The sequence below is a fragment of the Pseudomonas sivasensis genome, from assembly GCF_013778505.1.
Taxonomy (GTDB): Bacteria; Pseudomonadota; Gammaproteobacteria; order Pseudomonadales; family Pseudomonadaceae; genus Aquipseudomonas; species Aquipseudomonas sivasensis.
On record NZ_JAAOWU010000020.1, the window covers coordinates 64,928 to 86,294 of the forward strand.

Annotated in this window: 19 protein-coding genes; 6 read left to right on the top strand and 13 right to left on the bottom strand. The window is 60.5% G+C overall.

The annotated features are described in order from the left end of the window. Window positions 1–52: 52 nt before the first annotated feature. Together G9Q84_RS24980 and G9Q84_RS24985 are read right to left on the bottom strand one after the other, a co-directional pair. Entirely contained in the window at window positions 53–997 is a 945-nt protein-coding gene (locus G9Q84_RS24980; protein ID WP_095185941.1) for a sensor domain-containing diguanylate cyclase, read from the bottom strand. Window positions 998–1,273: 276 nt separating this feature from the next. After that, complete coding sequence (locus G9Q84_RS24985; RefSeq protein ID WP_032885802.1) at window positions 1,274–1,636, bottom strand: NUDIX hydrolase; 363 nt, start codon at window positions 1,634–1,636, stop codon at window positions 1,274–1,276. Window positions 1,637–1,762: 126 nt separating this feature from the next. Here G9Q84_RS24985 and G9Q84_RS24990 point away from each other — a divergent pair, with 126 nt between their 5' ends. From G9Q84_RS24990 to G9Q84_RS25000, 3 genes are all read left to right on the top strand, one after another. Further along, window positions 1,763–2,743, top strand: coding sequence for a Gfo/Idh/MocA family protein (locus G9Q84_RS24990; RefSeq protein ID WP_095185940.1), 981 nt, complete (start codon window positions 1,763–1,765; stop codon window positions 2,741–2,743). Between the two features lie 36 nt (window positions 2,744–2,779). Next, window positions 2,780–3,409 carry a ribonuclease T2 family protein gene (locus tag G9Q84_RS24995; RefSeq protein WP_181644248.1) on the top strand — a complete coding sequence of 210 codons (630 nt, stop codon included), beginning with the start codon at window positions 2,780–2,782 and terminating at the stop codon, window positions 3,407–3,409. Between the two features lie 110 nt (window positions 3,410–3,519). After that, a complete protein-coding gene (locus tag G9Q84_RS25000; RefSeq protein WP_032885806.1) occupies window positions 3,520–4,107 on the top strand; it encodes a LysE family translocator in 588 nt (195 codons plus the stop codon). Here G9Q84_RS25000 and G9Q84_RS25005 read toward each other — a convergent pair. The 11 genes from G9Q84_RS25005 to gloB form a co-directional block, all read right to left on the bottom strand. After that, a complete protein-coding gene (locus G9Q84_RS25005; RefSeq protein ID WP_095185938.1) occupies window positions 4,049–4,936 on the bottom strand; it encodes an AraC family transcriptional regulator in 888 nt (295 codons plus the stop codon). The two genes, G9Q84_RS25000 and G9Q84_RS25005, sit on opposite strands and share 59 nt — an antisense overlap. A 65-nt stretch (window positions 4,937–5,001) precedes the next feature. Beyond that, window positions 5,002–7,464, bottom strand: a complete 2,463-nt coding sequence (locus G9Q84_RS25010; RefSeq protein WP_181644249.1) for a TonB-dependent siderophore receptor — start codon at window positions 7,462–7,464, stop codon at window positions 5,002–5,004. Window positions 7,465–7,562: 98 nt separating this feature from the next. Next, window positions 7,563–8,513, bottom strand: a complete 951-nt coding sequence (locus G9Q84_RS25015) for a FecR domain-containing protein (RefSeq protein WP_181644250.1) — start codon at window positions 8,511–8,513, stop codon at window positions 7,563–7,565. Then, entirely contained in the window at window positions 8,510–9,031 is a 522-nt protein-coding gene (locus G9Q84_RS25020) for a sigma-70 family RNA polymerase sigma factor (protein WP_122754354.1), read from the bottom strand. Before G9Q84_RS25020 ends, G9Q84_RS25015 begins: the two co-directional genes overlap by 4 nt. A gap of 217 nt (window positions 9,032–9,248) precedes the next feature. Beyond that, complete coding sequence (locus G9Q84_RS25025) at window positions 9,249–10,850, bottom strand: ABC transporter ATP-binding protein (protein ID WP_032885813.1); 1,602 nt, start codon at window positions 10,848–10,850, stop codon at window positions 9,249–9,251. 1 nt (window position 10,851) lies between these two features. Beyond that, entirely contained in the window at window positions 10,852–11,871 is a 1,020-nt protein-coding gene (locus G9Q84_RS25030; RefSeq protein WP_032885814.1) for an ABC transporter permease, read from the bottom strand. A gap of 1 nt (window position 11,872) precedes the next feature. After that, window positions 11,873–12,949 carry a microcin C ABC transporter permease YejB gene (locus G9Q84_RS25035; RefSeq protein ID WP_032885816.1) on the bottom strand — a complete coding sequence of 359 codons (1,077 nt, stop codon included), beginning with the start codon at window positions 12,947–12,949 and terminating at the stop codon, window positions 11,873–11,875. Continuing rightward, window positions 12,950–14,788 carry an extracellular solute-binding protein gene (locus tag G9Q84_RS25040; protein WP_095185934.1) on the bottom strand — a complete coding sequence of 613 codons (1,839 nt, stop codon included), beginning with the start codon at window positions 14,786–14,788 and terminating at the stop codon, window positions 12,950–12,952. Then, on the bottom strand, window positions 14,785–16,614 hold the full coding sequence (locus G9Q84_RS25045) for an extracellular solute-binding protein (RefSeq protein ID WP_181644251.1): 1,830 nt from the start codon (window positions 16,612–16,614) through the stop codon (window positions 14,785–14,787). The genes G9Q84_RS25040 and G9Q84_RS25045 overlap by 4 nt, the downstream gene beginning before the upstream one ends. 211 nt (window positions 16,615–16,825) lie before the next feature. Then, on the bottom strand, window positions 16,826–18,235 hold the full coding sequence (locus G9Q84_RS25050; protein WP_181644252.1) for a lytic transglycosylase domain-containing protein: 1,410 nt from the start codon (window positions 18,233–18,235) through the stop codon (window positions 16,826–16,828). Window positions 18,236–18,333: 98 nt separating this feature from the next. Then, complete coding sequence (gene gloB / locus G9Q84_RS25055) at window positions 18,334–19,101, bottom strand: hydroxyacylglutathione hydrolase (RefSeq protein WP_181644253.1); 768 nt, start codon at window positions 19,099–19,101, stop codon at window positions 18,334–18,336. Between the two features lie 65 nt (window positions 19,102–19,166). Between gloB and G9Q84_RS25060 the strand changes: the two genes are divergently transcribed. The 3 genes from G9Q84_RS25060 (at window position 19,167) to dnaQ (ending at window position 21,237) form a co-directional block, all read left to right on the top strand. Continuing rightward, on the top strand, window positions 19,167–19,925 hold the full coding sequence (locus tag G9Q84_RS25060; RefSeq protein WP_181644254.1) for a class I SAM-dependent methyltransferase: 759 nt from the start codon (window positions 19,167–19,169) through the stop codon (window positions 19,923–19,925). 45 nt (window positions 19,926–19,970) lie between these two features. Next, window positions 19,971–20,423: a ribonuclease HI gene (rnhA, locus tag G9Q84_RS25065; protein WP_017738572.1), complete on the top strand. Its 453-nt coding sequence runs from the start codon at window positions 19,971–19,973 to the stop codon at window positions 20,421–20,423. Window positions 20,424–20,496: 73 nt separating this feature from the next. After that, window positions 20,497–21,237 carry a DNA polymerase III subunit epsilon gene (dnaQ, locus tag G9Q84_RS25070; protein ID WP_181644262.1) on the top strand — a complete coding sequence of 247 codons (741 nt, stop codon included), beginning with the start codon at window positions 20,497–20,499 and terminating at the stop codon, window positions 21,235–21,237. The last annotated feature ends 130 nt before the right edge of the window (window positions 21,238–21,367 follow it).

Below are 21,367 nucleotides of genomic sequence, written 5' to 3' on the forward strand. Positions count from 1 at the left end.
AAGTTTCCATCAGCTACTTGGGATTTTTTTTGCCCGCGATTTGACCTCCGCGTCAAACTTCACCCTCGGCAAACTCCGCGCGCATCCGTCCATTGCGTTTGGCCTGGTAGAGCAATTTATCGACACCCTCGACAAATTCCAGCATCGGACTATCTGGTGTGACGATACGTGTACCGACGCCCAGGCTCATGGTCAGCAGGTTCGACACCGCCGAAAAACCATGCTCGATCTGCTGCTGGCAGATCAGGTGCAGGCAACGTCGTGCTACCTGTTTGGCCGACGCCGCGTCGGTTTCCGGTAGTAGCCATACAAACTCTTCACCGCCGATCCGCGCGATGAAATCCCGTGGCCGGTTGGCTGCCAGCGACAGGGTACGTGCGACCTGGCGCAAGCATTCGTCGCCCTTGATATGGCCGTAGTGATCGTTGTACTGCTTGAAAAAATCGATATCCAGGATGATCAACGACAGCGGCAACTGGCTGCGCTGGGCGCTGGCCCATTCGCGCTCAAGCACGGTGTCGAACATGCGTCGGTTGGCGATGCCGGTCAGGCCGTCCTGGTAGGAATATTCCTCAAGTTGCTTTTGCAGGCGTACCAAGTGCTCTTCGGTTTTCTTGCGTTCGCTGATATCGAACATAAAGCCGATCAGGGCTTCGACCTCGCCGTCCTTGCGCACCACGTGCACCACGTCACGAATCCACACGTAGTCGCCGTTGACCGTCAGTGCCCGGTAATCCGCCTCGTGGTCCACGCCGGCGCGGGACTGCGACACACAGAAATTCACCACGTATTCACGGTCATCCGGGTGCATGCGCTCGACCCAGTCGTCCACGCTGACCCAGCTCTGCGGGGTCCAGCCCAGCAATGTTTCGATCTGCGGGCCGATGTAGCTGAACGTCATGGTTTGCCAATCGATACGCCAGGGGATGGCTTTGGTCGACTCCAACAGCGTTCGGTACACGTCACTGTCGGGCTGGCTTGGGTGATCGATGCTCATGGGAGTGCTCGGGGATGATGGCGAATAGCCAAGAGCCTCTTTTGATCGTCGCTTGGAGTCAAGCGTAAGCCGAGGCAGCAGACGAGAGGTCGTGAAGGAGGCTTTTTGGCGCGGGTGTTTCGGCGTTTTCGCTACAAATAGACGCTGGATTTTTGAACACTGACAGTACCGTTGGTGCAGGCAGCCGCTGCCGCGTTCGTCAAATCCTTTGTCGAACGGCAGAGAGCAAATGGCTTGGTGATACGAGGGGTGTTGGCCAGCGACCAGAGCGCCGATTTACAGGCGGCGTAGAAAGGATTTGACGATGTGTTTGGTGGCGTCGGTGGTGTCCAACTGGTCGAGCGCGCCATAAGCGTGCCACTGGCAGTCGACAATCTCGTTACAGGGTCGCGCGTCCGCGATGTTCACCACTGACGCTTCGAACACATGATGCAGCGTGTCGCGGGCTTTGAGTTCCTGCAGATAGAGTAGGCCGTCCACGTTCAATCCGGTTTCTTCTTCCAGCTCGCGTTCGGCGGCGCCCACCGGGCGTTCGTCGCGCTCGACCTTGCCACCCGGCAACGCCCATTTTGATCTGGCCTTGCGCACGAAGAGGATATGCCCCTCGTGTTCGCAAATGACCGTTGCCCTGATTTTCATCGTCTGTGTCCCGCAGCGGCATGAATGTCATAAAAGTGTAATGCAATTGTCATGCTAAGTGGTTATGGCGCGCAGGGATGGGTATGTGGATACTGCCCGACTGAACAAAACGCACGAGGAAAACAGATGAGCACCGTACGTTGGGGCATGATCGGCTGTGGCAGTGTCGCTGAATTGAAGAGTGGGCCCGCTTTCTACAAAGCGCCAGGTTCGGCCCTGGTAGCCGTGATGGGGCGTCGCGAGGCCGCCGTGCGCGATTATGCAACACGCCATGGCATTGCCCGTTCCTATACCGACGCCCAAGCGCTGATCAACGACCCTGAGGTGGACGCGGTCTACATCGCCACACCGCCCGACAGCCACTTGGAATACAGCCTGATGGTGGCCGCGGCCGGCAAGCATTGCTGCGTCGAGAAACCCATGGCGCTGAATGCCGAGCAAAGCGCATTGATGCAACGTACCTTCGAGCGTGCCGGGCTGCATTTGTTTGTCTCCTACTACCGCCGTTCGCTGCCGCGCTTTCAGCAAGTTCGCGATTGGCTGCGGGATGGGCGCATCGGCGAGCTGCGTCAGCTTACCTGGACCCTGTGCAAACCACCGGCTGCCGAGGACGCCAGCGCCGCCAACTGGCGCACCGACCCGCTGATCGCGGGTGGCGGCTATTTTGCCGACCTGGCCAGCCACGGCTTTGACCTGTTCCAGTACCTGGCCGGGGATATCGTCGAGGTGTCCGGTTTTACAGCACGCCAGGCAGGTCGCTATGTGGCCGAGGACGCGGTTACAGCTTGCTGGACCTTCAGCTCGGGCGCGCTGGGCATGGGTTGCTGGAACTTTGTTGCCGACCGACGGGAAGACAACGTCGAGCTGATCGGCAGTAAGGGTCGCATTACGTTTGCCGTTTTCGAAGACCAACCGCTGCGCCTTGAAGGCGAGACCAACGAAGTGCTGGACGTGCCATGCCACGCGCATATCCAGTGGCACCACGTGTTGGCCATGAACGCGCATATCCGTGGTGAAGCCGAGCATCCTTCGCTGGCCATCGAGGCATTGAAAACCGACCGGATTCTGGACAAGGTGCTACAGCGCAACCCCCATCATCCCGGCTAGATGCGATATACGTGTTTTTTCTCAAGGAATAGACGGATGAGATACTGGATGGTGTTGTGCCTTGTGCTCGCTACAGGCGCAATGGCGGCCCCAAGAAGTCAGGGCACGCCTGGAGAGTTTGATTTCTACGTGTTGTCGCTGTCATGGTCGCCGACGTTTTGCCTGACGCACCCGGATAACGAACAGTGTTCAGGTAAAGGCTACGGTTTTGTGCTTCACGGTCTGTGGCCGCAATACGCGAAGGGCGGGTGGCCGGCGTCCTGTGATTCCCAGTCACGCTTGTCTCGCGAAGAGATGGACAAGGGCGCGGCGCTGTTTCCCACGCGTTCCCTGCTCAAGCACGAATGGGCCAAGCACGGTACTTGCAGTGGGCTGGATCCAATGGCATATCTGGAAAAGACCGATGTGGCACTGGGCGTTGTCGCCATTCCGCCGCAACTGCAACCGTTCAATACACCGCCTTCGTTGCCTGCCCGTGAGATCGAGGCGTTGTTTCGCGAGAGCAACCCGCGCATGGGCAATCATGGGTTGGCCGTGATCTGCAAAGGCAAGGTGCTGTCGGAAGTGCGCGTCTGCCTGACCAAGGAGCTGGCGTTCGCCGGCTGCCCGCGCAGTGTGAAAACCCAATGCCGGGAGGGCGATATCCGCATTCCTGCGCAGCGCTGAGGCAGCCTCGCCGCGGGACTGGGGGCCAGGGTGATTTTGTTCAATACCGTTTCGGCTCGGCCTTATACCGTGGATCCCTCTTCATGCATCACCATAAAAAGGGATCCGCAATGAGCTTGATTATTTCCATGGCCGCCTTCGCCCTGGCCACCTCTATCACACCGGGACCGGTCAATGTCGTGGCCCTGAGTTCCGGCGCGCGCTTCGGTTTTGCCGCCAGCCAGAAACACGTGTTCGGCGCTGCCGTCGGTTTCACCCTGCTGTTGGTGCTGATCGGCCTGGGCCTGCATGAAGTGTTGGTGCGCTGGCCAATCCTGACCCAATTGATTCAATGGGGCGGCGTGGCCTTTTTGCTGTACATGGCCTGGAAACTGGCCGTCGATGATGGCCGCCTGGACGCCGAGGGCACCGCCACTGCGCCATCAATGCTTTACGGCGCGATTATGCAATGGCTCAACCCCAAGGCCTGGCTGGCTTGTGTGGCGGGAATGGGCCTGTTCGTGGCCGATGGCGACGCCGGTCAGGTGTGGCTGTTTGCAAGCCTCTACCTGGTGATCTGTTACCTGTCGGTGGCGTGCTGGGCCTATGCGGGCACCTTCCTGCGCCGCTACTTGAGTAACCCCCAGGGCGTGCGCGTGTTCAACCGCTCAATGGCCGCGTTGCTGGTGGCCAGTGTGGGTTATTTGCTGATGGCTTGAGCCGGTCGCGGTACTGGCCGGGCGTGGCGGCGAAGTGCTGTTTGAAGGCACGCTGGAAATGCGCTTGGTCGGCAAAGCCTGCGGCCAGGGCCACATCGGCGATCAGTTCGCCCTGGCGTAATTGGCTGCGGGCAAACTGGATACGCTCATTGACCACAAACGCATGGGGCGTCAGCCCGTAATACTGCTTGAACGCGCGGATCAGGTACGACGGCGACAGCTCGGCCGCCTGGCAAATATCTTCCAGTTTCAACGCAAGGGTGCAGTGCGCGCGGATGAATTCGGCGGCGCGTTCCAGCTTGTGGTTCACCTCCCGCACTGGCGTAAGCGATGGGTTTAGGCGCTGCTGAACTTCACTGAAATAACTGATCAGTGCACTTTGCTTTTGCAGCAGTTCGGCCTGTTCGTCCACCAATGTGCTGTACAGCGCCAACAGGCCGCTGAACAACACCGGGTCGCGGGTATGGGGCGTATTGAATGGCCGGTAACCCTGTTCGGTACTGAAGCCCAGTTGGTATTGCAGGTTCGTGAGCCACGGGGTATCGAGGTAGAGCATATGGTAGGACCAATGCTCGTTCTCAATAGGGTTGCAGGCATGCACGTCGCCAGGGTTCATCAATACCACCGTGCCGACGCTGATCTGGAAGGTCTCGGCGCCGTAGTGGTAATAGCTGCGTCCGGTGGTGATCGCGCCGATAGAAAAATGCTCATGGGCGTGACGGGTGTAAGTGACCTTGCGCCCGTCGGCGATGGTCCGCGCTTCTATGAACGGCAAGCGCTCGTCACGCCAGAAGCGGGGCGAGTGTGTCGCGCAAGTGTCCGGTGACATAGCGGTGGCTCCATCCCTTGGAAGAACGAGGGATGATCATTACACACGCCGCCAATGGCGTCAGCTTAGAAGTCCCACTTGGTCGCCAGCTGCAGGCTGCGCGGTTCGCCGTAGAAACCAGTGCCGAAGTTGCCGAGGCCCGTGTAGTACTTTTTGTCGAACAGGTTCTTCACGTTCAACGTGGTGCTCAGGTGCTCGTTGAAGCGGTAGCGCGCCATCAGGTCTACCAGGTAGTAGCTGTCCTGGGTGATGCGCGAGTCGTGGCCGAAGTTGACGGTATCGCTCGGATCGGGCTGGAACACGTTGCCGAAGAACGCGCTCTGCCAGTTCACGCCACCGCCCACGGTGACATTTTCCAGTGCGCCGGGCAGGCGATAGGAACTGAACAGGCGCACCACTTGCTGTGGCGTGGTGGTCTGCAGCACCGAGCTGTACACGTAGCCGTCATCGGCATCGCGGGTGTGCTGGTAGGTGTAGCCGGCGGCGATATTCCAGCCGTCCAGCACCTCGCCCGACAGTTCGGCTTCAACGCCCTTGGTGGTCGCGCCGGCGATGGGGCGGTAAATCGAGTCGGTATCGAAGCCTGAGACATATTCGGCCACGTTGTCCTGTTCGATGCGGAACGCGGCGAAGCTGGCGTTCAAGCGACCGTCGTAGAACGCGGCCTTGAGCCCGGCTTCGTAGGTTTGGCCTTCCACGGGGTCGAGTAATTTGCGGTCAGCGTCTTTGCTGGTTTGTGGTCGGTAGATTTGGGTGTAGCTGGTGTACACCGACCAGGTGTCGTTGAGGTCATAGACGATCCCGGCGTACGGCGTGACCACGCCACTCTGGTGGTAGGTGGTGCGGTTGTCGGTCTGGGTCGGGTCGTAGAAGTCGGTGCTGTCGGTGCCGCTGAAATTGCTCACGCGGGTGCCGAGAATCACCGACAGGTCATCGGTAGGCTTCAGACGAGTGGCCAGGTAGGCACCCGTCTGGCGTTGCACGATATCGTTCTGGCCACTGCGTGGGATGCTCGGTTTGGCGTATTCACCTTGCCAGTCGAAGATGCTGCCGCCCACGCCGGGGTAGATCGAGCCGTACACCGGCACGTCCTGTTTCGAGCGTGTGGCCATGAAGCCCATGATCAACTCATGCTCGCGGCCGAACAGGCTGAACGGTCCACTGAAATTGACGTCCAGGGTGTTCTGCACCTGGTCGCCCTTGTACTTGCCCATGAACATGTACATGCCGTCGCCGGTGACCGGGTCCGGGTTGCCGCCGCTGGCGGAGGCCAAAAGAGTGTCGTGCTGGCTGCGTTTGCGGTCGAGACTGACTTTGAGCGACCAGTCATTGGCCAGTTTGTGCTGTACCGAGGCGAAGAGCGTCTGGTTTTGGAAGTCACGGCGGCTCCAGTCGGCGGCTGGGTTGAACGAGCGCGAGAAATTCGTGCGCGAGCCGTCGCTGAAGTACATCGGGAAACCGGTCCAACTGGCGCCGCGCGAGCGAGTGTTCTGCTGGTCGATGCCAAAGGTCAGCAGGGTGTCGGGCGTCAGGTCCGCTTCCAGGATGCCGTAGGCGATGTCCTTGGTGTTCTGGTAATGGTCCAGGTAGGACTGGCGGTCCTGATACACGCCGACAAAGCGCCCGCGTACATTGCCAGACTCGGTCAAAGAGCCGGAGATATCGCCTTCGGTGCGGTAGTTGTCCCAAGAGCCGAACGTCTGGGTGACCGAGGCCTTGAAGTCCTTGGTGGGCTTTTTGCGGATCAGGTTGACGGTGGCGGACGGGTCGCCGGAGCCGCTTAACAGGCCAGCCGAACCTTTGATGATTTCCAGGTGGTCGTACACCGCCATGTCGGTGCTGGTGGTGCCGTAGTCGTACACGCCGTCGTAGGTGGAGTTGACGCCGTCGTACTGGAAATTGGTGATCGGCAGGCCACGGCTGGAGAACTCCCAGCGCTCGCTGTCGTAGTTCTGCACGCTCACGCCAGGGGCGCGGCGCAGGGTATCGGCAATGCTATTGGAACCCTGATCGTCCATCTGCTGGCGGGTGATCACGGTGACCGATTGCGGGGTTTCACGCATTGATAACGGTAGACCGGTGGCCGAGGCCATCGAGCCTGTGGTGTAGGAGTGGGTGTCTTCGGTGGTAGCGCCCAAGTCCTGGCCAGAAATGGTGGTAGCGCCCAGCTCCAGGGCCCCGGTGCTGGCCGCGATCAGTTCCAGCACGTAGCCATTGTTGCCCTGGGGCAGGGCCTGCAAGCCGCTGCCTTGCAGCACGTGTTGCAAGCCACTGGCGGCGGTGTAGTTGCCCGACAGGCCAGGGCTGGTCTTGCCGGCGGCCAGGCTGTTGTGGCCGGCAATGAAAATGCCCGACTGCTCGGCAAAGCGGTTCAGCACACTGATCAGCGAACCAGCAGCGATGCGGTAGCTGCGCGTGGTCTCCTGGGTCGAAGGCGATTCGGCGGCATGCACCACCGGCACACCGAGGCAAAACAGCGAAGTGGCCAGCGCCAATGGGCGCAGCGCGAAGCGAGCAGGTTGCGACATGAATGTTTCCCTTTGGATCAAGTCGATCGGCGAATTGAAAGCGTCTACAGGGTTAACCGAACGAGTGTTGAAAAAGGGAACTGGCGGCGGGGAAAAACTTACCGTGGGCCGACGGTGACCCACCATGGCATCAGCCGATCGACCCGAACCGGCAGCGCGGCTTGCAGCAGATGCAGAGCGTGGTCACTGTCCATCAGCGGGAATGAACCCATCACCGGCAAGTGCGCCACCGCCGGGTCACAGCCCAGGTGGCCGGTGCGATAGCGGTTGAGCTCGGCCACCAACTGGCCCAGGGGCAAATTGTCGGCCAGCAGCACGCCACGGCTCCAGGCTTCACGCGCGGGGGATACCGCGGTGGTTGTGTTGAAGCCATCGCGGTTGAACGCGATTTGCTGGCCGGCGTCGATGATGCGCACCTGCTGGCTGGCGGTGCGCACGTGCACCCGGCCCTCAAAGACGTTGAGCTCAGTGTGGTCTTCGCCTTGCAACACACTGAAGTGAGTGCCCAGGGCCTGCAGGCGGCCGTGTTCGGTGTCTACCAGGAAGGGCCGGCCGGCGTCCTTGGCCGTATCAATCAGCACTTCGCCAAAGCGCAGGTGCAACAGGCGTTGCAGGGGATCGAAGCGTACATCCAGCGCGCTCAGGGCGTTGAGCCATACATGACTGCCATCGGCCAGCACGGCATCGCGGGTCTCGCCGCTGCCGGTGGCGTAGTCGGCGCTCCAGCCGCCCACCAGCCGGGGCAGGGCGGTGTTGCGCCAAGTGCCCCACGCCAGGGTTGAACCGGCACACAACACCAGCAATGTTTTGAGTGTCTGGCGCCGCGAACTGCGCAAGGCGCGGCTGGCGCTCGGGGCTTGGTCCATCAGCGGCGCGAAACGCTGGCTGACGCGCTCCACATACTGCCAGGCCGCCAGATGCTCCGGGTTCTGCGCCATCCAGGCCTGCCAGCGTTGCTGCTCCTGGGCGCTGCCTTGGTCCTGCAGGCGCACGTACCAGTGCGCGGCCTGTTCCAGGCTGGCATGGCTGAGCTTGCCGGGGGTATTCATTGCACCAGCATCCCATCCAGCTCGGCTTCGAGGATCGCGCAATGCAGCAAGGCCTGGGCCATGTATTTCTTGACCATGCGTTCGCCCACGCCCAGTTGCTCGCCAATGGCTTTGTAGGGCAGGCCATGCAGTTGGGCCAGCAGGAATGCTTCGCGAACCTTGCTCGGCAGGCGGGCGAGCATGGCGTCCACTTCGTAGAGGGTTTCGACGATGATTGCCCGCTGTTCCGGCGACGGCTGGGTACTTTCGGGACGCAGGGCGAGGCTGTCGAGCCAGGCTTTTTCCAGTTGGCGACGTCGCCAATGGTCGATGCACAAACCACGGGCGATGGTGGCCAGGTAGGAGCGCTGGCGCGCGTGATCGGTCTCGGTCGGTGGGCGGCTGAGTAAGCGGATAAAGGTGTCGTGGGCCAGGTCGGCGGCATCCCAGCGGTCGTTCAGGCGTCTGCGCAACAGACCGAGCAGCCAGCCGTGGTGGGTGCCGTAGAGGTGGGTGAAGGAGGTCGACACACTAGCCATCCAGCGCGAGAGAAACGGTGTAAATAAGAATTGGTCGCGATTAAAGCAAAAGGATGGGGTGAGCGCAAATGATATTGGTTCGCTACTAGGCAGGCTTAAAGGAGTAGGGCTGAAGGTGGGAGGGGGGGCTCTCGATTGTTGTGGGTCAGCCACAGCTGCATCAGCTGACAATCCCTCATCGGGGGCAAGCCCCCTCCCACATTAGGTCTGCGTGCATTCAGGCAGGAACGAGGAACGCCGCTTCCAGCAACTGCCGGGTATACGCGTGCTGCGGATCAGCAAAAATCGCCCGCGCATCGCCTTGTTCCACCACCTGGCCATGCTTGACCACCATCAATTGGTGACTCAATGCCTTCACGACCGCCAGGTCATGGCTGATGAACAGGTAGGTCAGGTTGTACTTGGCCTGCAGGCTGCGCAGCAATTCCACGACCTGGCGTTGCACCGTGCGGTCCAGCGCCGAGGTAGGTTCGTCCAGCAGGATCAGGCGCGGCTTGAGCACCAACGCGCGGGCGATGGCGATGCGTTGGCGTTGCCCGCCGGAAAATTCGTGGGGGTAGCGATGGCGGGACTCCGGGTCCAGGCCCACTTCCTTGAGCGCCGCGATAATCGCCGCTTCCTGCTCGGCCGGCGTGCCCATTTTGTGAATGCGCAGACCTTCACCAACGATCTCACTGACGCTCATGCGCGGGCTCAGGCTGCCGAACGGGTCCTGGAACACCACCTGCATTTCCCGGCGCAGCGGGCGCACCTGCTGTTGCGTCAGGCGGTCAAGCTGCTGGCCTTCGAAGCGAATCCCACCTTTGCTTCCGATCAAGCGCAAAATCGCCAGGCCGAGGGTTGATTTGCCCGAACCACTTTCGCCGACGATGCCCAGGGTTTGCCCTTGGGGCAGGCTAAAGTTGATGCCATCGACCGCCTTGACGTAATCGACGGTGTTGCGCAAAAAGCCCTTCTTGATCGGGAACCACACCTTCAGGTCATCGACCTCCAGCAGCGGCGGCCCGACCACATTATTGGCCGGTCCACCGCTGGGTTCGGCCGCCAGCAATTCCTGGGTGTAAGGGTGTTGCGGCGACTGGAACAGCGTCTCGCATTCGGCCTGTTCTACGATGCAACCTTTCTGCATCACACAGACGCGATGGGCAATGCGCCGCACCAGGTTCAGGTCGTGGCTGATCAGCAGCAAGGCCATGCCCAGACGTGCCTGCAACTCCTTGAGCAGCTCCAGAATTTTTAACTGCACGGTCACGTCGAGGGCCGTGGTCGGCTCGTCGGCGATCAACAGTTCCGGCTCGTTGGCCAATGCCATGGCAATCATTACCCGCTGGCGCTGACCGCCGGACAACTCGTGGGGCAGGGCCTTTAGGCGCTTGTGCGGTTCGGGAATGCCCACCAGTTCGAGCAATTCCAGGGTGCGCTGCGTGGCAACCTTGCCGGTCAGCCCCTTGTGCAGGCCGAGCACTTCGTTGATCTGCTTCTCGATGGAGTGCAGTGGGTTCAACGAGGTCATCGGCTCCTGGAAGATCATTGCGATGCGGTTACCGCGAATGTGCCGCAGGGTCTTTTCCTTGAGGGTCAGCAAGTCTTGTCCGGCGTACTGGATGATGCCGCTCGGGTGCCGTGCCAAGGGGTAGGGCAGCAGGCGCAGGATCGAGTGGGCGGTCACCGACTTGCCAGAGCCGCTTTCGCCGACCAGCGCGATGGTTTCGCCGCGTTTGATGTCGAAGCTGACGTTGTTGACCACCCTGTGGTGATGCTCGCCGGTGACAAACTCGACGCTGAGGTCGCGGATTTCGATCAGATTGTCCTGATTCATCTCATTTCCTCGGGTCGAAGGCATCGCGAGCGGACTCGCCGATAAACACCAGCAAGCTCAACATGATCGCCAGCACGGCAAACGCGCTCATGCCCAGCCACGGTGCTTGCAGGTTGGATTTGCCCTGGGCTACCAGTTCACCCAGAGATGGCGAGCCGGCTGGCAGACCAAAGCCGAGGAAGTCCAGTGCGGTCAGGGTGCCGATAGCGCCGGTGAGGATGAACGGCATAAAGGTCATGGTTGAGACCATGGCGTTGGGCAGGATGTGGCGGAACATGATCGCGCCGTTCTGCATCCCCAGTGCCCGGGCTGCACGCACGTATTCAAGGTTGCGCCCACGCAGGAACTCGGCGCGCACCACATCCACCAGGCTCATCCAGGAAAACAGCAGCATGATGCCCAGCAGCCACCAGAAATTGGGCTGCACGAAGCTGGCGAGGATGATCAGCAAATACAGCACCGGCAGCCCGGACCAGATTTCCAGGAAACGCTGCCCGGCCAGGTCGACCCAGCCGCCATAGAAACCCTGCAAGGCTCCGGCGATCACGCCAATGATCGAGCTTAGGATGGTCAGGGTCAGGGCAAACAGCACCGAAACCCGGAACCCGTAGATCACCCGCGCCAGTACATCGCGGCCTTGGTCATCGGTGCCCAGCAGGTTCACGGAAGAGGGCGGCGCGGGGGCCGGCACTTTCAGGTCGTAGTTGATGCTCTGATAGCTGAACGGGATCGGTGCCCACAGAGTCCAGGCGTCCTTGGCCTTGAGCAGCTCCTGGATATACGGGCTCTTGTAGTTGGCTTCCAGTGGGAATTCGCCGCCGAAGGTGGTTTCCGGGTAGCGCTTGAGCGCCGGGAAATACCAGTCGCCGTCGTAGTGCACGGCCAGCGGCTTGTCGTTGGCGATCAGCTCCGCGCCCAGGCTCAGCCCGAACAGGATCAGGAACAGCCACAGCGACCACCAGCCACGTTTGTTGGCCTTGAAACGCTCGAACCGGCGGCGATTGAGGGGGGATAGATTCATCTCAATGCTCCCGGCTGGCGAAGTCGATACGCGGATCGACCAGGGTGTAGGTGAGGTCGCCGATCAGTTTCACGATCAGCCCCAGCAGGGTGAAGATAAACAGCGTGCCAAACACCACCGGGTAGTCGCGGTTGATCGCCGCTTCAAAGCTCATCAGGCCCAGGCCGTCGAGGGAGAAGATCACTTCCACCAGCAACGAGCCGGTGAAGAAAATCCCGATGAACGCGGACGGAAACCCGGCGATCACCAGCAGCATCGCGTTACGGAACACATGGCCGTAGAGCACGCGGTGGTTGGTCAGGCCCTTGGCCTTGGCGGTGACCACGTACTGCTTGTTGATCTCGTCGAGAAAGCTGTTTTTGGTGAGCAGCGTCATGGTTGCGAAGTTGCCGATGACCAGCGCAGTGATGGGCAATGCCAGGTGCCAGAAGTAGTCAAGGATCTTGCCGCCCCAGCTCAACTCGTCGAAGTTGTTGGAGGTGAGCCCGCGCAACGGGAACCAGTCGAAGTAACTGCCGCCGGCAAATACCACGATCAGCAGGATGGCGAACAAAAACGCCGGGATCGCGTAGCCGACGATGATCGCCGAACTGGTCCACACGTCGAAATGGCTGCCATGCCGCGTGGCCTTGGCGATCCCCAGGGGGATCGACACCAGGTACATGATCAGCGTGCTCCATAGCCCGAGGGAGATGGACACCGGCATCTTTTCCTTGATCAGGTCGATGACCTTGGCGTCACGGAAGAAGCTGTCGCCAAAATCCAGCTGGGCGTAGTTCTTGACCATGATCCACAAGCGTTCCGGCGCCGACTTGTCGAAGCCGTACATCTTTTCGATTTCCTTGATCAGCGCCGGGTCCAAACCTTGGGCGCCGCGATAGCTGCTGGAACCGGCCACCGAGACTTCGGCGCCGCCGCCGGCAATGCGACTGGTGGCGCCTTCAAAGCCCTCAAGCTTGGCGATCATCTGTTCCACCGGACCACCGGGGGCGGCCTGGATAATGATGAAGTTGATCAGCAGGATCCCGAACAGCGTGGGGATGATCAGTAACAGGCGGCGAACAATATAGGCCAGCATTTAATCGCCTCCGCTCGCCGAATCGGCGTTCGTGTCTGTGTCCAAGGTGACGGCAGGTTTGACATTGGGTTTGCTCCACCAGGTGGCTGTGCCCACGTCGTAGCGCGGCGGGACTTTGGGGTGCCCCAGGTGGTCCCAATACGCCACGCGGAACGTCTTGATGTGCCAGTTGGGGATCACGTAGTAGCCAAACTGCAGCACGCGATCCAGTGCTTTGGCATGGGCTACCAGGCTTTTGCGCGAATCGGCGTCGATCAGTTCTTCCACCAACTGGTCCACTGCTGGGTCCTTGAGGCCCATGTAGTTGCGGCTGCCAGGCTTGTCGGCGCTGGAAGACTTCCAGAACTCCCGTTGTTCGTTACCCGGCGAAGTGGACTGCGGGAAGCTGCCCACCATCATGTCGAAGTCCCGAGAGCGGACACGGTTGACGAACTGCGAGACGTCCACCCGACGGATTACCAGGTCGATGCCCAGGTCCGCCAGGTTGCGCTTGAAGGGCAGCAGGATGCGTTCGAACTCGGTCTGTGCCAGCAGGAACTCGATGGTCACAGGTTTACCCGTGGTGTCGACCATCTTGTCATCAACGATGCGCCAGCCGGCCTCCTGCAGCAGTTGGTAGGCCTCGCGTTGCTGGGCGCGGATCATGCCGCTGCCGTCGGTTCTGGCCGGCTCGAAGGCCTGGGTGAAGACTTCGGCCGGGATTTTGTCGCGCAGGGGCTCGAGGATTTTCAGCTCATCCGGGCCGGGGAGGCCGGTGGCGGCCATTTCAGAATTTTCGAAGTAACTGCGGGTGCGGGTGTAGGCGCCGTTGAACAGCTGTTTGTTGCTCCACTCGAAGTCCAGCAACAGGCTGATGGCCTTGCGCACGCGCACGTCCTGGAACATCGCCTTGCGCGTATTGAACACAAAACCTTGCATGCCCGTGGGGTTGCCGTTGGGGATCTCTTCCTTGATCAACCGCCCCTGGGTCACTGCCGGAATGTTGTAGGCGTTGGCCCAGTTCTTGGCGCTGAATTCCAGCCAGTAGTCGAACTGCCCGGCCTTCAACGCTTCCAGGGACACGGTGCTGTCGCGGTAGTAGTCCGTGATGCGGTTATCGAAATTGTAGAAACCCTTGGTGATCGGCAGGTCCTTGGCCCAGTAGTCTTTGACCCGCTCGTAGCGGATCATGCGCCCGGCCTTGACCTCGGCCACCTTGTACGGCCCGCTGCCCAGCGGCACCTCCAGGTTGCCCTTGGCGAAGTCCCGCGTGGCCCACCAATGCTTGGGCAGTACCGGCAGTTGGCCGAGGATCAGTGGCAACTCGCGGTTGTTGGTGCGCTTGAATTTGAACAACACCCGCAGCGGGTCTTCGGCGACCACTTCATCGACATCGGCGTAGTAGGTGCGGTAGATCGGCGAGCCTTCCTTCATCAGTTCCTGGAACGTGAACACCACGTCTTCGGCGCGGATCGGGTGGCCGTCGTGGAACCGCGCTTCGGGGCGCAGGTAGAAACGCACCCAGCTGTTGTCCGGGGCTTTTTCGATCTTGCCGGCGACCAGGCCGTATTCGGTGATGGGTTCGTCCAGGCTCTGCATGGCCAGGGTGTCGTAGATCAGACTGATGTTGTCGGCCGGCACGCCCTTGCTGATAAACGGGTTGAGGCTGTCGAAGCCGCCCATGCTCGATTCGCGGAAGGTGCCGCCCTTGGGGGCATCCGGGTTCACATAGTCGAAGTGCTTGAAGTCGGCGGGGTATTTCGGCGGCTCGTTGTAGAGCGTCAGCGCATGTTGCGGCGCCGCGTGGGCTGCGGAGCACAGCAACAGGCCGGCAAACAGTGAAGTACGCAAAGACATCATTGGGCTTTCTCCGACGCTTTCAGCCACCACGCGCTCAGGCCCAGGCTGTAGGGCGGCGTGGTGACAAAGGCGAACCGGTTACGGTACGCCAGGCGATGATAGTTGAGGTACCAGTTGGGAATGCTGTAGTGCTGCCACAGGAGCACTCGGTCCAGGGCGCGGCCGGCGGCCAGTTGTTCTTCGCGAGTCTGGGCGGCCAGCAGTTGTTCCAGCAGGTGATCGACGATGGGGTTGGCGATGCCCGCGTAGTTCTTGCTGCCCTTGATTGCGGCCTGGCTGGAGTGGAAGTACTGCCACTGCTCAAGGCCGGGGCTCAGGGTTTGATTGAGGGTGATCAGGATCATGTCGAAGTCGAACTGATCCAGGCGATGCTTGTACTGCGCGCGGTCAACGGTGCGCAGCCGCGCGTCGATGCCGATGCTGATCAGGTTCTCGACATAGGGTTGCAGGATGCGCTCCAGGTTCGGATTGACCAGCAGAATCTCGAAGCGCAGCGGTTGCCCGTCCTTGTTGAGCAGGCGTTGGCCCGACAGCTTCCACCCGGCTTCGCCCAGCAGCGACAGGGCGCGGCGCATGTTTTCACGGGGGATGCCGCGCCCGTCGGTCTGCGGCAGGCTGAAGGCTTGGGTAAACAGGTTCGCCGGCAATTGCTCGCGGTACGGCGAGAGCATCAGCCATTCGTGGCCCACGGGTACGCCGGTCGCCGCGAACTCGCTGTTGGGGTAGTAGCTCAAAGTGCGTTTGTAGGCGTTGCTGAACAGCGTGCGGTTGGTCCATTCGAAGTCGAACATCAGCCCCAGGGCTTCGCGCACCTTGGTCTGGCTGAAGGTCGGCCGGCGGGTGTTCATGAACAGGCCCTGGCTCTGGGTGGGGATCTGGTGAGCGATCTGCGCCTTGATCACGTCACCCCGGTTCACCGCCGGGAAGTTGTAACCATTCGCCCAATTCTTGGCCTGGTGCTCGATATAGATGTCGAACTCGCCGGCCTTGAAGGCTTCGAAGGCCACGTCGCTGTCGCGGTAGAACTCCACCTCGACCTTGTCGTAGTTATAGAAACCCTGGTTGACCGGCAGGTCCTTGCCCCAGTAATCCTTGACCCGTTCGAACACCAATTGGCGCCCAGGCGTGACCTTGCTGATACGGTAAGGCCCACTGCCCAGCGGCGGTTCGAAGGTGGTCGCCTTGAAATCGCGGTTTTTCCAATAGTGTTGGGGCAGCACCGGTAACTCGCCCAGGCGCAGGATCAGCAGCGGGTTGCCGGCGCGCTTGAATACAAAGCGGATGCGGTGACGGTTGAGGATGTCCACCCGCGCCACTTCCTGCAGGTTGGTGCGGTACTGCGGGTGGCCTTCGGTCAGCAGGGTGCGATAGGAAAACGCCACGTCATACGCGGTGATCGGCTTTCCATCGTGAAAGCGTGCTTCCGGGCGCAGGTTGAACACTACCCAACTGCGGTCCTCGCTGTACTCCACCGATTGGGCAATCAATCCGTAACTTGAGGTGGGCTCATCGCCGGATGGCGCGTACTGGCCGGTGCCGACCATCAATGGTTCGTTGAGCTCATTGACGCCGTATTGCAGGAAGTTGGGGGTTGAAACCGGGCTTGAGCCTTTGAACGTGTAGGGGTTGAGCGTATCGAAGGTGCCAAATGCCATGACCCGCAAGGTCCCGCCTTTCGGCGCTGCAGGATTTACCCAATCGAAGTGGGTGAATTTGGCTGGGTATTTGAGCCTGCCGAACTGCGTATACCCGTGGCTCTCGGTAATCGTCGCGTTCGCACCAAAGCTCAAGGCCAGACTTATTAGTAGAAGGAGGGGACGCTTCAAGTCAGAGATCCGATCCAGGCGGCTTGGGCTTTATGGTCGGTACAGTAACAGCTTGTTCCGGTTGGAAAAAGCCGGTTGGGAACACTGGAGATTGAGTGTGGGAGGGGGCTAGCCCCCGATAGCAGTTTGTCAGCCACCAGATTCATTGGCTGATCCACCGATATCGGGGGCAAGCCCCCTCCCACATTGGTTCTACAGTGTTCTGAAAGCCTTAACGCGGCCCGGAAACTACCAGCATCTGCCCCGGCTTCAACGCCTGGCCAGTACGCGGGTTCCAACGCTTGAGATGTTGCATCTCGACGTTGAAACGCTTGGCGACGATGTACAGCGAGTCGCCTTTCTTGACCTTGTACTGCACCGGCTTCTTGCTGCTGGCTACTGCGCGGCGGGTGTCCTGCATCACCAGGGTCTGACCAACCTTGAGGGCCTGGCCGTTAAGCTTGTTCCAGCGTTGCAGGTCATGCACATCGACCTTGTTGGCCTTGGCGATCAGCGTGAGGTTGTCGCCGCTGCGCACCTTGTAGCTTCGGCTGCGGCCGGCAACCCGTGCGGTCTCAACTTCGTCGAAGACCTGTTTCTTCGGGCGCATCGCCAGTAGTTCTTCAGGCTTCATCGTCGAAAGGGTGCTGGTCAGCAACTGCGCCTTGGAACTCGGTACCAACAGATGCTGCGGGCCATCCAGGGTGGTGCGTTGTTTGAGGGCCGGGTTGAGCTGGAACAGCTCGTCTTCATCGATTTCAGCCAGCGCAGCGACCCGTGACAGGTCCATGCTCTGTTTGACTTCTACCACTTCGAAGTAAGGCGTGTTGGCAATCGGGTTCAGGTTGACGCCGTAGGCCTCAGGGGCCAGCACCACCTGGGACAGCGCCAGGAACTTGGGCACGTAATCCTTGGTTTCCTGGGGCAGGGGCAGGTTCCAGTAGTCGGTGGGCAGACCGAGCTTCTCGTTGCGCTCGATCGCCCGGCTCACCGTGCCTTCGCCGGCGTTATAGGCTGCCAGCGCCAGCAGCCAGTCGCCGTTGAACATGTCGTGCAGACGGGTCAGGTAGTCCAGGGCGGCGGTGGTGGAGGCGGTAATGTCGCGGCGGCCATCATAGGCGCGGGTCTGGCGCAGGTTGAAGTAGCGCCCGGTGGAGGGGATGAACTGCCACAAGCCGACGGCATCGCTGCGCGAATAGGCCATTGGGTTGTAGGCACTTTCGATCACTGGCAGCAGCGCCAGCTCCAGGGGCATGTTGCGTTCTTCAAGGCGTTCGACGATGTAATGAATGTAGAGACTGCCGCGTTCGCCGGCGTTCTCCAGGAAGGACGGGTTGCTGGCGAACCACAGGCGCTGTTGCTCGATGCGCGGGTTGACGCCAACGTTGTCCTGCAATTGAAAGCCCCGTCGCATGCGTTCCCAGACATCCTGCGGTACTTCGGGAGCAGGCCTTTCTGAAAGCCAGATGACGGGTTTCTGTTTGATTTTGGCGGTAAGGTTGGGCTTGGGTTGCACGGTGGATTGTGCAGTGAAATTGGTCGATTGGCAGCCCGCCAGCGTTGCGGACACAGCCACCGCCACAGCTTGAGCCAGGCGGGTCAATGCGTCTGAATGGTTGGATTTACGAATAGATGACGACATTGGCTGGAAGTAAGTTCCGGGCAAAAATGTCGGGCGATTCTAGAAAGCACTTTGGTTCCGGTCAACCATTCAGAAATTACGTATCAGATTGCATCGTCTTAGAACTTATCTTTCCAAGCCCTCAAGCTAGCAAACACCTCGGCCCCAGAGCGGTTGTCGCGGCCATTCCGTTCGTCCGCTTTTTGTTTAACGGATGTTTCAGAAGTACGCAGAAAAGGGTTGGTGCGTTTTTCCAATGCCAGGTTGGAGGGCAGTGTTATCTCACCACGGGCCCGGAGTTGGCGGACGATTTCCACCCGTTCGGCGATGTCGGCGTTGTCCGGTTCCACTGCCTGGGCGAACTTGAGGTTACTTTGTGTGTATTCGTGGGTGCAGTACACCAGCGTGTCGGCGGGCAGTGCGGCCAGGCGCTCAAGGGAAGTGTGCATCTGCTCCGGCGTGCCTTCGAACAGGCGGCCGCAGCCGGCGGCGAACAGGGTGTCGCCACAGAACAGTACGCCCTGGTGATAGAAGGCGATGTGGCCGAGGGTGTGGCCTGGCACGGTATAGATGTCAAAGTCCCAGCCGAGCACGTTGATGCAATCGTTATCCTGCAGGGCGACGTCCCGCGCCGGGATCTGCTCGTTGGCCGGTCCGTAGACCTTGGCATCGGTCACGCGCTTGAGTTGCTCGACGCCACCCACGTGATCATGGTGATGGTGGGTGATCAGGATGTCGCTCAGGGTCCACTCCGGATGTTGCGTAAGCCAGGCCAGTACCGGAGCGGCATCGCCGGGATCGACCACCGCGCAACGTTGGGTATGCGGGTCCTGTAGCAACCATATGTAGTTATCGGTGAAGGCGGGCAGAGCACTGATCTGTATCATTCTTCGATTCGCCAAGCTGAACACATTGGTGCATCTTAGAACGTCTAGGCGAGTTGGAGAATGCAATGACTGATAAAGCGTTCGCCCAGGCCGATCCTGAGTGGCTGGCCCTGATCGGCGCGGCCCGCGAATGGCTGTCCGGGCCCATCGGGCAATTTTTGCTGGATGAAGAACGGCGCATGCTCGAAGACGAGTTGGGTCGTTTCTTTGGTGGTTACCTCGTGCATTACGGTCCCTCGGCACAGACGCCGCCCTCTGCGCCGCATGTGCAGCGCAATGTGCGCCTGGGTGCGCCGTTGCCGGGAGTAGAGATCGTTTGTGAGGAACAGGCCTGGCCGTTGAGCGAGCACGCTGCCGATGTGGTGGTGTTGCAGCATGGTCTGGATTTCTGCCTGTCGCCTCACGGGTTGCTGCGCGAGGCGGCGAGCAGCGTGCGCCCTGGTGGCCATTTGCTGATTGTTGGTATCAACCCCTGGAGCAGTTGGGGGCTGCGCCATGTGTTCGCTCATGATGGCCTTCGCCAGGCGCGCTGCATCTCGCCGTCGCGGGTGGCGGACTGGTTGAACCTGCTGGGCTTCGCGCTGGAGAAACGCCGCTTCGGGTGCTATCGTCCGCCGCTTGCCTCGACCAAGTGGCAGGCCCGCCTGGCCGGCTGGGAACGCCGCGCGGGTGCCTGGCAACTGTCGGGCGGCGGCTTCTATTTATTAGTAGCGCGCAAGATTGTGGTCGGGCTGCGGCCAGTGCGCCAGGTGCCCCGCCAGCCCATGGGCAAGCTGGTGCCGATGCCGATGGCCAAGGTCAATCGCAAGCAAAGCGAACCGTAAAACCTTTTTGATTTCAGATCCCGCCTGTTTTGATGGATGTAACCGATGACCGATACCGTAGAACTCTTCACCGATGGCGCCTGCAAGGGCAACCCAGGCCCCGGCGGCTGGGGCGCGTTGCTGGTGTGCAAGGGCGTCGAGAAGGAACTGTGGGGCGGCGAAGCCAACACCACCAACAACCGCATGGAATTGATGGGCGCGATTCGCGGCCTTGAAGAACTCAAGCGCCGTTGCAACGTACTGCTGGTGACCGACTCGCAGTACGTGATGAAGGGCATCAACGAGTGGATGGTCAACTGGAAAAAGCGCGGTTGGAAGACCGCCGCCAAAGAACCGGTCAAGAATGCCGACCTATGGCAACTGCTCGATGAGCAATGCAATCGCCATGACATCACTTGGAAGTGGGTACGTGGTCACATCGGCCACCCCGGCAACGAGCGTGCCGACCAGTTGGCCAACCGTGGCGTGGATGAAGTGCGGGGCTACAAGCAAAGCTGATGCCGTCTGACGTGTTAACATCCCGCCCTTTGACGCACACCACCACCCCGTTGAGAGCTGAACCCTGATGGCCATCCGATCTGTTGTACTCGATACCGAAACCACCGGCATGCCGGTGACTGACGGCCACCGGATCATTGAAATCGGCTGTGTCGAACTCATGGGTCGGCGCCTCACCGGGCGTCACTTCCACGTCTACCTGCAACCGGATCGCGACAGTGACGAAGGCGCCATCGGCGTCCACGGCATCACCGACGAGTTCCTCAAGGGCAAGCCGCGTTTTGCCGAGGTGGCCGATGAGTTCTTCGAATTCATCAACGGCGCCCAGTTGATCATCCATAACGCGGCGTTCGACGTCGGCTTCATCAACAACGAATTTGCCCTCATGGGGCAGACGGATCGCGCGGATATTTCCCAGCACTGCTCGATCCTCGACACCTTGATGATGGCCAGGGAGCGTCACCCTGGCCAGCGCAACAGCCTGGATGCGTTGTGCAAGCGGTATGGCGTCGACAACTCCGGCCGAGAACTCCACGGCGCCTTGCTCGACTCCGAGATTCTCGCCGACGTCTACCTGACCATGACCGGCGGGCAGACCAGCCTGTCCTTGGCCGGCAATGCTTCCGATGGCAGCGGCTCTGCGGAAGGCTCGGGCAATCGTCCTTCGGAAATCCGGCGCCTGCCGGCAGATCGCAAGCCGACCACCATTCTCCGCGCCAGCGAGCAGGACATGGTCGAGCATGCGCAACGCCTGGAAACGATTGCCAAGTCGGCGGGCGCGCCGGCGCTGTGGACCCAGTTGACACAACAATAGCCCTGCGTGGGTCCGATCAACCTGTGCGAGGGGCTCGCCCCGATAGCGGTGGATCAGCCAATCAACTATTAGCTGACACACCGTGATCGGGAGAAAGCCACCTCCCACAGTTGATCTGCATAGCTTTCAA

What these genes read in the sequence shown, in the direction of transcription:
- G9Q84_RS24980 (WP_095185941.1), bottom strand. Translation starts at nt 997, where the DNA reads ATGAGCATCGATCACCCAAGCCAGCCCGACAGTGACGTGTACCGAACG.
- G9Q84_RS24985 (WP_032885802.1), bottom strand. Translation starts at nt 1,636, where the DNA reads ATGAAAATCAGGGCAACGGTCATTTGCGAACACGAGGGGCATATCCTC.
- G9Q84_RS24990 (WP_095185940.1), top strand. Translation starts at nt 1,763, where the DNA reads ATGAGCACCGTACGTTGGGGCATGATCGGCTGTGGCAGTGTCGCTGAA.
- G9Q84_RS24995 (WP_181644248.1), top strand. Translation starts at nt 2,780, where the DNA reads ATGAGATACTGGATGGTGTTGTGCCTTGTGCTCGCTACAGGCGCAATG.
- G9Q84_RS25000 (WP_032885806.1), top strand. Translation starts at nt 3,520, where the DNA reads ATGAGCTTGATTATTTCCATGGCCGCCTTCGCCCTGGCCACCTCTATC.
- G9Q84_RS25005 (WP_095185938.1), bottom strand. Translation starts at nt 4,936, where the DNA reads ATGTCACCGGACACTTGCGCGACACACTCGCCCCGCTTCTGGCGTGAC.
- G9Q84_RS25010 (WP_181644249.1), bottom strand. Translation starts at nt 7,464, where the DNA reads ATGTCGCAACCTGCTCGCTTCGCGCTGCGCCCATTGGCGCTGGCCACT.
- G9Q84_RS25015 (WP_181644250.1), bottom strand. Translation starts at nt 8,513, where the DNA reads ATGAATACCCCCGGCAAGCTCAGCCATGCCAGCCTGGAACAGGCCGCG.
- G9Q84_RS25020 (WP_122754354.1), bottom strand. Translation starts at nt 9,031, where the DNA reads ATGGCTAGTGTGTCGACCTCCTTCACCCACCTCTACGGCACCCACCAC.
- G9Q84_RS25025 (WP_032885813.1), bottom strand. Translation starts at nt 10,850, where the DNA reads ATGAATCAGGACAATCTGATCGAAATCCGCGACCTCAGCGTCGAGTTT.
- G9Q84_RS25030 (WP_032885814.1), bottom strand. Translation starts at nt 11,871, where the DNA reads ATGAATCTATCCCCCCTCAATCGCCGCCGGTTCGAGCGTTTCAAGGCC.
- G9Q84_RS25035 (WP_032885816.1), bottom strand. Translation starts at nt 12,949, where the DNA reads ATGCTGGCCTATATTGTTCGCCGCCTGTTACTGATCATCCCCACGCTG.
- G9Q84_RS25040 (WP_095185934.1), bottom strand. Translation starts at nt 14,788, where the DNA reads ATGATGTCTTTGCGTACTTCACTGTTTGCCGGCCTGTTGCTGTGCTCC.
- G9Q84_RS25050 (WP_181644252.1), bottom strand. Translation starts at nt 18,235, where the DNA reads ATGTCGTCATCTATTCGTAAATCCAACCATTCAGACGCATTGACCCGC.
- gloB (WP_181644253.1), bottom strand. Translation starts at nt 19,101, where the DNA reads ATGATACAGATCAGTGCTCTGCCCGCCTTCACCGATAACTACATATGG.
- G9Q84_RS25060 (WP_181644254.1), top strand. Translation starts at nt 19,167, where the DNA reads ATGACTGATAAAGCGTTCGCCCAGGCCGATCCTGAGTGGCTGGCCCTG.
- rnhA (WP_017738572.1), top strand. Translation starts at nt 19,971, where the DNA reads ATGACCGATACCGTAGAACTCTTCACCGATGGCGCCTGCAAGGGCAAC.